This window comes from Streptomyces sp. NPDC001220 (genome assembly GCF_053597895.1).
On record NZ_JBSFJE010000041.1, the window covers coordinates 1 to 12,916 of the forward strand.

Here is a 12,916-nt window from a genome sequence, read left to right on the forward strand (position 1 = left end):
GAGCAGGATCGCCGAAAGCCTCGGCATCTCCCAGATGCACGTCTCCCGCCTCATCAGCCGCAGCTGCGCCCGCGTCCGCGCCGAAGCCCTCGGCCCGCAGTGACACCCCGTCAGGCGGCACCCGCCCGGACCGGCACCTTCAGTGGCCGGGCCAGGCCCGCCACCGCCTCGTCGAGGCGTTGCAGATGCCGCAGCACGCGGTCGGTCACCCGGCCGTAGCGCGGGGCGCGCAGGGTGCCGGGCTCCAGCATCGCCGCGATGCTGGGGCCGGTCTCGATCTCGCCGGCGGGCCGCCGGTCGTCTACCTGGGCGGCGATCGCCTCGATGTTGTGCACGATCCGCTGTCCCGCCCCGCGCAGCCGGGGATCCGCCGCGATCGCCGGATGGGTGGGCAGCAACTCGGCCGTCGCCGCGAGCGACCGCGCGTGATAGGCGCACGTCTCGAGGAGCGCCACCACATAGCGCGCGGTGTCCCGGCGGGACCGCAGCGGGGTGATCGGATGCGTCAACGGCTGCACCGCCGCCCGCAGATCGGCCAGCGCCTGGTCCAGGTCACGGGCCTTCTCCACCAGGTCGGCGGGCGGCGCCCCGCTCAACTGGTCGGCGGCGGCCCGGGTCACGTCGGCCAGCCGGTCCAGCGTGGTGACGAGCAGTTCGTCGGTACGGCGGTCGGTGTGCACCGGCAGCACCACCGCCGCCGCGATCACCCCGCACACCGCGCCGAGCGCCGTCTCCTCGATCCGCAGCACCAGGACGTCCAGGCTGTAGGTGTTGAGCAGCGTGTAGAGCAGGCCCAGCATCGCCGTCACGAAGAACGACATCAGGGTGTACGACAGCGGCGCCGAGTAGAACATCGCGAAGACGAACAGCAGCACCAGCCCGAACGCCGTCCAGGTGTGGTGCCCGACCAGCCCCGCCAGCCCGATGCCGGCCACCACGCCGAGCACCGTGCCCAGCAGCCGCCGGTAGCCCTTCACCAGGATCTCGCCGGTGGAGGCGGTGTTGAGGAACACGATCCAGCAGGTCAGCACCGCCCAGTACCAGCGCTGGGCGGACAGGAACTCGCCGCCCACGATGGCCAGCGACGACCCGACGGCCACCTGCACCGCCGCCCGCGTGGTGGGCCGGCGCAGTCCGGTGGGCTCCTCGGTCTCGCCTTCGTCCTCCTCGGCGACCTCGATGGCCGCGTCCTCGGCGTCCAGTTCCTCGCGGGACCTGGACGTGGCCGGGGTGTCGTCGGACTCGTCCTGCGGCCCGTCCAGCGCGATCCGCAGCCCCATCACCGCCCGCGCGGCCTCGCCGACCCCCCGGAAGACGTCCTGCACGGCAGGGTCGGCGGGCGGCAGGTTCTCCTCCTCGCGGTAGCCGAGCAGCCGGTTGCGCAGCCGGGACAGCGCCGTCCCCGGCTGCGGCCCGACCGGCCGCAGCACCAGCAGTCGCAGCGCCTCCAGGTCCAGGCGCAGCTGATCCAGCGCCTCGTCCCGGGGCGGCAGCGGCGGGGCCGAGAACAGGTGGGCACCCGGCAGATGCAGGGTGAGGGTGTCCGCCCGCCGGGCGCTGCGCGCGGTGAGCAGCATCAGCCCGAGCCGTTCGGCGGCGATCTCGGCGTCCGCGATCCGCCGCTGCACCAGCCGGGCCACCGCCTCGTCGGAGGTGCCGTCCGGGAGCCGGCCCTGGATCAGCAGCGCCGTCTCGTGCAGCCGGGCGGTCCTGACCCGGACCTCCTCCACCACCTTGTCCAGCTCGTCCGGCCCGGCGTCGAGCAACTCCGCCTGCGCGGCCACCAGCTGGGCGAACCGGCCCCGGAAGGCCCGCCGCAGCCGGCCGAGGATGCCCGCCGGTGTCTGCGGTACCAGCACGAAGCGGGCCAGGGCCGCGCTGCCGAAGGCGACCGCGATCACGACGTACAGGCCCGGCAGAGCCGGCACGGTCGCGTGCACGAACAGCGAGGCGAAGTAGATCTGGAAGCCGATCAGTCCCAGCGCCGTGCCCCGGTCGCCGAACCGCCGGCTGTAGACCGCGCAGAAGATGAGCGCCACGAAGAACAGGTCACCGATCACGACCCGCTGGTTGAGGAGCGCGCCCAGGGACATCGAGGCCAGCGCAACCGGCAGGCCCAGGGCGAGCGTGACGGCCTGCTGGGAGCGCCCCTTCTCACGGATCGCGAAGGTGGCGACCATCGCCGCGATGGCCCCCGCCACCAGATGGGACACGTCGAGCCGCAGGGCCGCCAGGACGGCGAGCGTGAGCGAGATGGCAAGGACCGTCCGCAGGCCGGCGGTGAAACGGAGCAGCCCGGGGTCGGCCGCCGCGAGCCGCCCCCGGACCTCCGCCCGCACCGACCGCCCCGCTGTGCTCACCTGGCCGCGCTCTGCGTCAGACCGTGGCTTCGCCGGGGCCCTCGGCACGGGCCCGGACCTGCTCCGGGGTCAGATAGCTGTTCGTGTACTCGAAGTCCTTGAGCGTGGCGGGCTTGCGGGCCTGGAAGCCGGTACGGACGAAATCGTCGCCGGCCACCGCGTTCAGCAGCCAGTTGGTCGCCACCCGGGTCTTGGCCACGTTGGTGCGCAGCGCCGACCAGTGGTACCCGCGGGCCACCGCCTGGGCGGGCAGTCCACGCAGTTCGATGCCCAGCGGCTTGGAGACCGCGTCCTTGCCGCCGAGGTCCACCACGAGCCCCAGGTCCTTGTGCACGTACGGCTGCAGCGGCTGGTTGCGCAGGGTCGCGATGACGTTGTCGGCGACCACCTTGCCCTGCCGCATGGCATGCTGCGCGGTCGGCGGGCAGACCGCGCCCGCCTCGTCCTTCGCCTTGTCCGGCACGGCGGCCGCGTCGCCGAGCGCGAACACCCCGTCCTGGCCCGGCAGGGTCATCTCGGCGTCGACCGCGAGCCGCCCCCGCACCGTCTCCGCGCCCAGGGTGGCGATCAGCGGGCTGGCGACCACACCGGCCGTCCAGATCAGGGTGTGGGTGGGCACCACCCGGCCGTCGGTGAAGGTGACCTCCTCCGGGCCCGCCTTCTCGATCGACACCCCGAGGGAGATCTCGATGCCGCGGCGGCTCAGGATCTCCTGGGCGCTGCGGCCGAGCTTGTCGCCCAGCTCCGGCATCAGCTTCGGCGCGATGTCGATCAGATGCCACTTGATCAGCTTCGGATCCAGGTTCGGGTAGCGGTGCAGCGCCGCGTGGGTGAGCCGCTGCAGACAGGCCGCGGTCTCGGTGCCCGCGTATCCGCCGCCGACCACCACGAACTGCAGCCGCGCGGCCCGCTCCGCGGGGTTGTCGCTGGCGTCGGCCAGGTCAAGCTGGGAGATGACGTGGTCACGGATGTAGGCGGCCTCGGCCAGGGTCTTCATGCCGAAGGCGTGCTCCGTCAGACCCGGGATGTCGAAGGTGCGGGTGACGCTGCCCGGGGCCAGCACGATGTAGTCGTAGTGCTCGTTCACCAGCTGGTCGGTGATGGTGCGGACCACGCACACCTTGGACTTGAGGTCCACGCCGATCGCGCCGCCCGGGATGATCCGGGTGCGGTACTTCTTGCTGCGGCGCAGCGAGACGGCGATCGACTGGGGTGTCAGCACGCCCGAGGCGACCTGTGGCAGCAGGGGCAGGTAGAGCTGGTAGGCGAAGGGCGCCACCAGGGTGACGTCGGCCTCGTCGGGGGCGAGTTTCCGCTCCAGGCGGCGGACGCATCCCACTCCGGCGAAGCCTGCGCCCACCACCAGGATCCTGGGTCGTGTCACGGTGTCCATCCCTTTCCGTTGCTCCAGGGGCCCGGGTCACGCCGTACGCAAGCCCTGGAACGCTTGCTCCGCACCAGTTCGATCCCACCGTGCCCGACGCCGTTCCGCCAGCCGGGCGGTGCAGGCAGACGAACGCGTGGGCTCCAGCATGCCCCTCGATCAAGAGGAGTAACCGGCTGTCGCACGGATATGCGTCGGACTTCTGTCCGTTGCAAGGCCGTCCATGACGATCACGTACGCCAGTAGAGTGCCCGCCATGGCGCAGATCCAGCCCGGAACGGGCTTCCAGCAGCGGCACATCGATCCCGACCGCGTGGCCCCGCTGGTGGGCGCCCTGGACTCCCAGGACGCCAATCCGGGCGTACGGCGGCTGCGCGCCTGGGCCGAGGAGGCGCTGGCGGTACGGCCCGGTGAGCGGGTCCTCGATGTCGGCTCCGGTACCGGATCGCAGACCCGGACGCTGTCCGCCGCCGTCGGCCCGGACGGGGTCGCGATCGGCGTCGAGCCCAACCCGAGTCTGCGGGCGGTCGCCGAGGAGCGGTCCCCGGGCAGCCGGGTCCGTTTCGTGCACGGCGAGGCCGCCGCGCTGCCGGTGCCCGACGGCTCGATGGACCTGGTGTGGTGCGAGCGGGTGCTCCAGCACATCGCCGACCCCGACCGGGCCGTCGCCGAGATGGCCCGGGTGCTGCGTCCCGGCGGCCGGGTGGCGTTGCTGGACACCGACTGGGGGACCACCCTCCTGCACCCGGGCGACCCGGCGGTCGTGCGGGCACTGATGGCGGCCGCCCTCAACGGCGCCAACCCCTACGCCGGGCGCCGCCTGGTCGGCCAGCTCAGCGCGGCCGGGTTCGTGGTGGACGACCGCGGCTCGCAGGCCCTGCTCCAGGACCACCGCACGGTCGCCTGGCCACTGATCCGCATGCTCGGCGAGTCCGCCGTGCGCACCGGCGCCCTCACCGAGGAACAGCGGGACACCCTGTACGCCGACCTCGCCGAGGCCGCCGAGCAGGGGGCGCTGCACATGTCGGTGACGATGTTCGGGGTGGTCGCCCACCGCCCCGGGTGACCGCCCCCGCCGCTCGAGCAGGGCCGTGGCCCGCCGCTCACCAGGGCAGGAAGACGTGAATGTCCTTGCCGGTCTCGGTGACGACCACGCTGACCTGGTCGCACAGTGTGTGCAGCAGGTGCCAGCCGACACCGCCGCCGCCGTGGCGCGGATGGAAGGGGCGCGGCTCGGGCTGGATCTGGCTGGTGTCGTGCATGGTGATGTGCACCCCGTCGTACGTGCGCCGCATCCGCAGCTGGAAGGGCCCCGGCGCGTACTGGACGACGTTGGCGGCCAGCTCCGTCACCACCAGCAGGATGTCGTCCCAGCACTCGGGGGCGGTGGGCGGCGAGGTACGGGAGAGATCGGCGAGGTAGCCGTCCGCGGCCAGCCGGGCGCCGGTGACATTGCGCAGCTCGCCTGCGAAGGAGACCGTGCGTTCGGGGGTCTCCTCCGTGGAGCGTCCGCGGTCTCGCCGTGGCCCGGTCGACATGTCGTCTCTCCCGGCCCCGGGGGATCTCAGGGCCGTGCTCACTGTCGGATCTCTCCCCTCGCGGCGAGTTCCCCCTGCCGCGGCGGCTAAGCGTGCCGTACTCAGCGGAAGACGTCGTCCGAGTCCTCCCAGTCGGCCGGCTCCGCCGTGCCCGGCCGGCGTACGACGCGCGAGCGGGCCTGGTACATGGCGTCGATCTCGGCCGCGTAGTGGCGCGCTATGGCGTCCCGGCGCAGCTTCATCGACGGCGTGAGCATACCGTTCCCCGGGGCGAACGGTTCCTGGAGCACCCGGTACACCCGGATCGACTCGGAGCGGGAGACCGCGCTGTTGGCGGACGCGATGGCACGGGCGATCTCCTCGCGCAGCGCGTTCTCCTCGCGCGCCTCCCGCCCGGGCGAGTCGCCCGGCAGCGCCAGTGCGCCGCGCCAGTGCGCCAGGAAGTCCGGGTCCAGGGTGATCAGCGCGCCCACACAGGGCCGGTCGTCGCCGACGATCACCGCCTGGTGCACCAGCGGGTTCATCCGCAGCCGCTGCTCCAGCGGGGCCGGGGCCACGCTCTTGCCGCTGCTGGTGATGATGATGTCCTTCTTGCGGCCCGTGATGGTCAGATAGCCCTCGGAGTCGAGCCGTCCGATGTCGCCGGTGGCCAGCCAGCCGCCGCGCAGCGCGGCCCGGGTCGCGTAGTCGTCACCGACGTACCCCTGGAACACGGACGGCCCGCGGACCAGGATCTCGCCGTCGTCCGCCACCTGGATCTGGGTGCCCGGCAGGGCCTGGCCGACCGTACCGGACTTCTCACGGCCCAGCGGCTGCATGGTGATCCCGCCGCTGGACTCGGTCAGCCCGTAGCCGTCGTGCACGGGAATGCCGATGCCCTCGTAGAACAGGATGAGTTCGCGGCTGAGCGAGGAGCCGCCGGACGTGGCCCGCAGCACCCGCCCGCCGAGCACGGACCGCAGCTTGCGGTACACCGTCCGCTCGTACAGGGCGTGCTGGAGCCGCAGGTCGAACCCCGGCCCCGCCCCGGTGCCCAGCCGCTGCCGTTCCTGGGCGGTGGCGAAGTCCCGCGCGGTCTCGACGGCGCGCTCGAACAGGGCGCCCCGGCCGTGCTGGTGGGCGGTGCGCAGGAACGTCTTGTAGAGCTTCTCCAGGACCGACGGCACGGCGTACAGATAGCTCGGCCGGAAGCTGCGCAGCGCCGACGCCAGCGCGGTCTCCGTCATCTCCGGCTCGTGGCCCATCAGGATCCCGCCGCGCAGACAGATGACCATCACCATCAGCCCGTACACGTGCGAGAACGGCAAGTAGGCGAGGACGGAGGCCTGTTCGCCCGGACGGGCGGCGGTGTGTCCCCAGCCCGCGAGCAGGGTGTCGCACGGGTAGGCCAGGCTGCGGTGGCTCAGCGCGCAGCCGAGCGGACGGCCCGAGGTGCCGGAGGTGTAGGTGATCGCCGCCGTGGAGTCCGGCATCACGATCCGGCGCAGCGACTCCACCGTGGTCAGCGGGACGAACACGCCCCGCTGCACCAGCTGCGGCAGCGCCCCCGCGTCCAGCTGCCAGACGTGCTTGAGCCCGGGCAGCCCCTCGCACACCGTGCCGACGGTCATCACGGCCAGCTCGTCCTCGACCACCACGGCCACACAGCGGGCGTCCCGCAGGATCCACTCGACCTGGTCCCGGGCGGCCGTCGGATGGATCGGCACCACCTCCGCGCCCACCGACCACAGCGCGAGGCAGAACACGGTCCACTCGTAGCGCGTCCGCGCCATCACGGCCACCCGATGCCCGGGCGAGATACCCGACGCGATCAGCCCCTTGGCCAGGTCGACCACTTCGTCGCGCAGTTCGACCGCGCTGATCTCCTCCCATGCCGCGACGGCGGCATCGGGCCGGCGCGCCAGCACCGGCAGGGTCGGGTTCCGGTCCGCCGTCTCGAAGATGCTGTCGGCGAGCCCGCCGGTCAGGGTCGAAGCGGTAGTCGGAGCGAGGGCGTAGTCGCGCATGCGCTGCTCCTGGTTGTACGGAGGGTGACCCTCCCGATCGGTACTGTTGTCGAGCGGGTCGAATCTAGCCCAGGGGAGGGCGGCCCGTGTCAGGAACGGTCAACTCGTTTCCCCCAGATGACAGGAGGGATGACAAGAGGGGACAAGAGGTCAGCCCTGGGTGCGGCGCACGCACTCGACGACCACGTCCCGCAGGCTGCCCCTGCGCTCCAGCAGCGCCCGCTGCTCGCCGGCCCCGGTGCCCCTGTACAGCAGCTGTGCGACGCCCTCCTCGACGCCGCTCGTGTCACCGCTGTCGGCGAGCGCCTCCGCGGTGTGCGTCAACAGCGTGCGCACCACCTCGGCGGCGGGCCGGGGCCGCATGGTCGCCGGATCGAGCAGCTCCTGTTCCAGGCCGAAGCGGGCGGCCTGCCAGGAGGCCAGCCGGAGCATGCTCACACTGTGGTCGAGCGGCGGCCGGCCGGCCCGCCAGTCGCGGGCGGCCGTCTCCACCAGGGCACGGGCCAGGGTGGCGACGAGGACCGTGGTGTCCGCCCGCAGGCACACGTCTGCCACCCGGATCTCCACCGTCGGGTAGTGCACGGCCAGCCGGGCGTCGAAGTACACCATCCCCGTGTCGAGGATGACCTCGCTGGCCACCATGTCCTCGACCCGGCGCCGGTATCCCTCCGCCGAGCCGAACAGCTCGGTAGGCCCCGCCGAGGGGCCGCGTGCCCACAGCCGGCTGCGGAAACTGGCGTAGCCCGAGTCCCGGCCCTGCCAGAACGGGGAGTTGGCGCTCAGCGCGCGCAGCACCGGGAGCCACGGCCGCAGCCGGTCCAGGACGGCGACGCCCTCCTCGTCGGACTCCACCGACACGTGCACATGGCAGCCGCACACGAACTGGTCCAGCGTGGCGCTGCCGAACCGCCCGGCCATCCACCGGTACCGCTCGTGCGCGCTGAGCGCGGGCGTGACCGGCAGCGGACAGGTGGCCAGCGCCGCCACCGCGCAGCCGATCTCCCCGGCGAGCCGGGCCGCCTCCTTGCGGCAGCGGGCGATCTCGGCGCCGAGGTCCGCCATGTGCCGCTGCGGACTGGTGGCCAGCTCCAGCATCTGCCCGAACAGTTCCTTCTGGAACACCGCCTGCCCGGGATCGTCCAACGCGGCACGGTCCAGGACGGCGGCCGACTGGGGCATCGGCTCCCCGCTGTCCGGATGGACCAGCAGAAGTTCTTCCTCCACTCCGACGGTACGCAGCACCGAGGACCGCCCTCCGGCCGGGCCGCGACCGGTCGCGGCGGGGTCTTTCATCCCGAACTGCCCCGGCCCGGCCGCCCGGACACGTGACGGCGTCCTCGGCGGGTTACGGGGCGACGGGCTCCAGCCACACCGTGCCGAGCGGCGGCAGCGTCAGCCGCACAGCGCCCTCGTCGGCCAGCAGCGGCCCCCGGCTGACGACGTCCCCGCCGCCGTACCGCGCGCTGTCGGTGTTGAGGATCTCCCGCCAGACGGCGGCGCTCCCGGGCACGTTCAGCCGGTAGTCGGGACGGACCACGGGGGAGAGGTTGGACACCGCCAGCAGCGGCCGGGCCTCGGCGTCGTACCTCAGGAAGGCGAAGACGTTGTCCTCGGCCGCGTCCCCCAGGACCCACTGGAAACCCGCCGGATCGGTGTCCCGCTGCCACAGGGCGGGGTGCGCGCGGTACACGGAATTGAGATCGCGGACCAGATCCCGGACACCCCGGTGGTCGGCCTCGGCGCCGTACTCCGGGTCGAGCAGCCACCAGTCGGGGCCGTGGGCCTCGGACCACTCGCCGCCCTGGGCGAACTCCTGCCCCATGAAGAGCAGCTGTTTGCCGGGATGGGCCCACATGAAGCCCAGATAGGCGCGGTGATTGGCGCGTTGCTGCCACCAGTCCCCGGGCATCTTCGACACCAGGGCCTGCTTCCCGTGCACGACTTCGTCGTGGGAGATGGGCAGCACGTAGTTCTCGCTGTACGCGTACACCATCGAGAAGGTCATCTCGTCGTGGTGGTACTTGCGGTGGACCGGCTCGTGGGACATGTACTCCAGCGAGTCGTGCATCCAGCCCATGTTCCACTTCAGCCCGAACCCCAGGCCGCCGCTGTCGGTCGGCCGGGTCACCCCGTCCCACGCGGTGGACTCCTCGGCGATGGTCACCACGCCCGGCGCCCGCCGGTACACGGTCGCGTTCATCTCCTGGAGGAACGCCACCGCGGCCAGGTCCTCACGCCCGCCGAACACGTTCGGCGTCCACTGGCCGGAGTCCCGCGAGTAGTCGAGGTAGAGCATCGAGGCGACCGCGTCCACCCGCAGCCCGTCGATGTGGAACTCCTCGCACCAGTACACCGCGTTGGCGACCAGGAAGTTGCGCACCTCGACCCGGCCCAGGTCGAACTCGTAGGTGCCCCAGTCCGGATGCTCGGCCCGCCGCTCGTCCCCGGGTTCGTACAGCGGGTCCCCGTCGAAGCGGGCCAGCGCCCAGTCGTCCTTGGGGAAGTGGGCCGGCACCCAGTCCATGATCACGCCGATGCCGGCCCGGTGCAGGGCGTCGATCAGGTACTTGAAGTCGTCGGGGGTGCCGAGCCGCGAGGTCGGCGCGTAGAAGCCGGTGACCTGGTAGCCCCAGGAGCCGCCGAAGGGGTGCTCGGCGACCGGCATGAACTCGACGTGCGTGAAGCCCAGGTCGTTGACGTACGCGGGGAGTTCCTCGGCCAGTTGCCGGTAGGTCGATCCCGGCCGCCAGGACGGCAGGTGCACCTCGTACACCGAGAACGGGGCCTCGTGCACCGGCGTGTCGCCCCGGTGCACCATCCACTCCGCGTCACTCCACTCGTGGCGGGAGACCGCCACGATCGACGCCGTCGCGGGCGGCACCTCGGTACGGCGGGCCATCGGATCGGCCTTGAGGAACCGTCCGCCGTACCGGGAGGTGATCTCGAACTTGTACCGGGCGCCCTCGCCGACGCCCGGCAGGAACAGCTCCCACACCCCGGCCGCGCCCAGCGAGCGCATCGGGTACTGGGTGCCGTCCCAGCACGTGAAGTCCCCGGCCACCCGCACGCCCCGCGCGTTCGGCGCCCACACCGTGAACCGGGTACCGGTGACCCCCTCATGGGTCATCGGCTCGGCACCGAGCGCCTTCCACAGCTGTTCGTGACGCCCCTCACGGATCAGGTGCAGGTCGAACTCACCGAGCGCGGGCGGGAAGCGGTAGGGGTCGTCCACCTCCACCTCCACCTCCAGCTCGCCGCCGTCGCCGTCCTCGTACGTGACGAGCAGCGTGTACGAGGGGACCTCGGCGTACGGGAGCACGGCCGCGAAGAACCCGTCGTCCTCCGGCGTCAGGGGACTGCGCACCCCGTCGACGAGCACGCTCACCGCACGGGCGTGCGGGCGCAGCGCGCGGACGAGGGTGCCGCCGTCCACCGGATGGGCGCCGAGCAGGGCGTGCGGATCGTGGTGGGCGCCCGCCAGCAGACGCCCGCGGTCGTCGGCGTCCAGCGGCGGAGCCGTGGCACGGGACGGCCCGGAGGGCTCGGGAAGCGAAGAGTCGCGCAGTGCCATGAAGTCAGCCTCCCCAGCGGGCGAGCCGCTCGATCGCGGCCATCGGAACCGGAAGCCAGGCCGGCCGGTGCCGGGCTTCGTACACCACTTCGTACACCGCGCGGTCCGTCTCGTGGGCGCGCAGCAACGCGTGCTTCTTCCGCGGGTCCCAGCCGGCGCGGGCAGCGTAACCCGCGCAGTAGGCCTCCCGGCAGCGGCGGGCCCACTCGGGGCGCCAGGGGCGGCGCTGCCGGGCCGCGTAGTCGAAGGACCGCAGCATGCCGGCCACGTCCCGTACCGGGGACTGGGTGCTGCGCCGCTCCGCGAGCGGCCGGGAGGGCTCGCCCTCGAAGTCGATGACGAACCACTCGCGGTCCGCCCGCAGCACCTGCCCGAGATGCAGATCGCCGTGGATGCGCTGCGCGTCCGGTCCCCCGTCGCAGGCGGCGAGCGTGTCGAAGGCGCCCCGCAGGCCCGGCACGTACGGCCGGAGCGCCGGCACCGCGTGCGCGGCCGCCTCCAGCCGCGCCGACATGGCCTCCGCGGTACGGCCGTGTTCGTCGTGGACGGCGGACGGGAAGGCGGCGGCGAGCGCGAGATGCACGTCCGCGGTGGCCCGGCCCAGCTCGTGTGCCTCGGTGGCGAAGTCGTCCCCGGCCGCGAGCGCGCGCAGGGCAAGGGTCCAGCCGTCGGCCGCGTCCGGCAGGAAGGGCTGCAGCACCCCGAGGGTCGCCGGGCTCGGTTCGGTGGTGCGGAACCAGGCCACCGGCGCGGGCACCCGCGCACAGCCCTGCGCGGCCAGTGCGCCGGGCACTTCCAGATCCGGGTTGATGCCGGGCTGGATCCGCCGGAACACCTTGAGGATGTAGGAATCGCCGTACACCAGCGAGGAGTTGGACTGCTCCGCGGTCAGCAGGCGGGGCGCCAGTCCACCTGGTATCCGGGTCCGCGGGGCGGTCTCGAAGCGCAGCGGGCCGACCGTGCCGGGCATCCGCAGCCGGTCAAGGAGCAGTTCGGCCGCACGGGGGTCCTGCAGGGCGTCGTACACGGCCAGTCCGGCCAGCGGGCCCTCCTCGGCGCGGCCGATGTACGCCCGCTCCAGCCGGGGTGTGCGGTGGTCGCGTACGCCGAGCAGGAGCTGGTAGCAGTCACCGGACGGGGCGCTGTCCCCGCCGGGGGAGTGGTCGGCGTGGACGAGCAGATGCAGACAGCCGGGGAAGAGCTCGGTCAGGGACAGTACGGAGAGATCCGTGACGGGCCGGTCCTTGCCCGCGAACCAGCGCTGCCGGGGCAGCCAGTCGCGCAGCAGCCCGCCGAGCGAGGCCAGCGGCCGGTCGAGGCCGGTGGTCGCCGTGCTCCGGGGGAGGTCAACGGTCTTCGTCATGGGGACGCGTCCTTTCCTCGGCTCCGCACGCTCAGCGCCGACGGCCGGTGCGGGAGGCGACTCGGGAGAGCCGGAACCAGTAGAAGCCGTGCCCCGCCAGGGTCAGCAGATACGGCAGCTCGCCGATGGCCGGGAAGCGCACCCCGCCGATCAGCTCGACCGGATGCCGGCCGTCGTAGACCCGCAGATCGAGTTCGGTGGGCTGGGCGAACCGGGAGAAGTTGTGCACGCACAGGACCAGGTCGTCCTCGTACTCCCGCAGGAACGCGATCACCGCGGGGTTCGAGGACTGCAGCTCCGTGAACGTGCCGAGCCCGAACGCGGGGTTCTGCTTGCGGATCTCGATCATCCGGCGGGTCCAGTGCAGCAGTGAGGACGGGGACGACATCGAGGCCTCGACGTTGGTGACCTGGTAGCCGTAGACCGGGTCCATGATGGTCGGCAGGTAGAGCCGTCCCGGGTCGCAGGTCGAGAAGCCGGCGTTGCGGTCGGGGGTCCACTGCATGGGGGTGCGGACGGCGTCCCGGTCGCCGAGCCAGATGTTGTCGCCCATGCCGATCTCGTCGCCGTAGTAGAGGATCGGCGAGCCGGGCAGGGAGAGCAGCAGGGCGGTGAAGAGCTCGATCTGGTTGCGGTCGTTGTCGAGGAGCGTGGCGAGCCGCCTGCGGATGCCGATGTTGGCGCGCATACGCGG

Annotated in this window: 9 protein-coding genes and 1 pseudogene; 2 read left to right on the forward strand and 8 right to left on the reverse strand. The window is 72.4% G+C overall.

Features of this window, described 5'->3' with window-relative positions; all coding sequences use genetic code 11:
• Positions 1 to 94, forward strand: a pseudogene (locus ACWDGI_RS43280) (sigma factor-like helix-turn-helix DNA-binding protein); the annotation flags it as partial.
• Positions 95 to 110: 16 nt separating this feature from the next.
• Here the strand turns inward: ACWDGI_RS43280 and ACWDGI_RS43285 are convergent.
• Both ACWDGI_RS43285 and ACWDGI_RS43290 read right to left on the reverse strand, forming a co-directional pair.
• Positions 111 to 2,360, reverse strand: coding sequence for an FUSC family protein (locus ACWDGI_RS43285; RefSeq protein ID WP_450768553.1), 2,250 nt, complete (start codon positions 2,358 to 2,360; stop codon positions 111 to 113).
• 16 nt (positions 2,361 to 2,376) lie between these two features.
• Positions 2,377 to 3,753 (reverse strand): NAD(P)/FAD-dependent oxidoreductase, encoded by a 1,377-nt coding sequence (locus ACWDGI_RS43290; RefSeq protein ID WP_450768554.1) that lies wholly within the window; start codon positions 3,751 to 3,753, stop codon positions 2,377 to 2,379.
• A gap of 247 nt (positions 3,754 to 4,000) precedes the next feature.
• Between ACWDGI_RS43290 and ACWDGI_RS43295 the strand changes: the two genes are divergently transcribed.
• Positions 4,001 to 4,810, forward strand: a complete 810-nt coding sequence (locus ACWDGI_RS43295) for a methyltransferase domain-containing protein (protein WP_450768555.1) — start codon at positions 4,001 to 4,003, stop codon at positions 4,808 to 4,810.
• 37 nt (positions 4,811 to 4,847) lie between these two features.
• Here the strand turns inward: ACWDGI_RS43295 and ACWDGI_RS43300 are convergent, their stop codons facing one another.
• From ACWDGI_RS43300 to ACWDGI_RS43325, 6 genes are all read right to left on the reverse strand, one after another.
• Positions 4,848 to 5,282 carry an ATP-binding protein gene (locus ACWDGI_RS43300; RefSeq protein WP_450768556.1) on the reverse strand — a complete coding sequence of 145 codons (435 nt, stop codon included), beginning with the start codon at positions 5,280 to 5,282 and terminating at the stop codon, positions 4,848 to 4,850.
• 101 nt (positions 5,283 to 5,383) lie between these two features.
• A complete protein-coding gene (locus ACWDGI_RS43305) occupies positions 5,384 to 7,288 on the reverse strand; it encodes an AMP-dependent synthetase/ligase (RefSeq protein WP_450768557.1) in 1,905 nt (634 codons plus the stop codon).
• 150 nt (positions 7,289 to 7,438) lie between these two features.
• A complete protein-coding gene (locus ACWDGI_RS43310; RefSeq protein ID WP_450768561.1) occupies positions 7,439 to 8,527 on the reverse strand; it encodes a glutamate--cysteine ligase 2 in 1,089 nt (362 codons plus the stop codon).
• 106 nt (positions 8,528 to 8,633) lie between these two features.
• On the reverse strand, positions 8,634 to 10,859 hold the full coding sequence (glgB, locus tag ACWDGI_RS43315) for a 1,4-alpha-glucan branching enzyme (protein ID WP_450768558.1): 2,226 nt from the start codon (positions 10,857 to 10,859) through the stop codon (positions 8,634 to 8,636).
• A 4-nt stretch (positions 10,860 to 10,863) separates the two neighbouring features.
• Positions 10,864 to 12,222, reverse strand: a complete 1,359-nt coding sequence (locus ACWDGI_RS43320) for a maltokinase N-terminal cap-like domain-containing protein (RefSeq protein ID WP_450768559.1) — start codon at positions 12,220 to 12,222, stop codon at positions 10,864 to 10,866.
• Positions 12,223 to 12,253: 31 nt separating this feature from the next.
• Positions 12,254 to 12,916, reverse strand: a 663-nt coding sequence (locus tag ACWDGI_RS43325; protein ID WP_450768560.1) for an alpha-glucosidase C-terminal domain-containing protein, incomplete at its 5' end; no start/stop codon positions are given.

Coding starts and splice junctions, on each gene's coding strand:
- ACWDGI_RS43290 (WP_450768554.1), bottom strand. CDS start 3,753: ATGGACACCGTGACACGACCCAGGATCCTGGTGGTGGGCGCAGGCTTC.
- ACWDGI_RS43295 (WP_450768555.1), top strand. CDS start 4,001: ATGGCGCAGATCCAGCCCGGAACGGGCTTCCAGCAGCGGCACATCGAT.
- glgB (WP_450768558.1), bottom strand. CDS start 10,859: ATGGCACTGCGCGACTCTTCGCTTCCCGAGCCCTCCGGGCCGTCCCGT.
- ACWDGI_RS43320 (WP_450768559.1), bottom strand. CDS start 12,222: ATGACGAAGACCGTTGACCTCCCCCGGAGCACGGCGACCACCGGCCTC.
- ACWDGI_RS43300 (WP_450768556.1), bottom strand. CDS start 5,282: ATGTCGACCGGGCCACGGCGAGACCGCGGACGCTCCACGGAGGAGACC.
- ACWDGI_RS43305 (WP_450768557.1), bottom strand. CDS start 7,288: ATGCGCGACTACGCCCTCGCTCCGACTACCGCTTCGACCCTGACCGGC.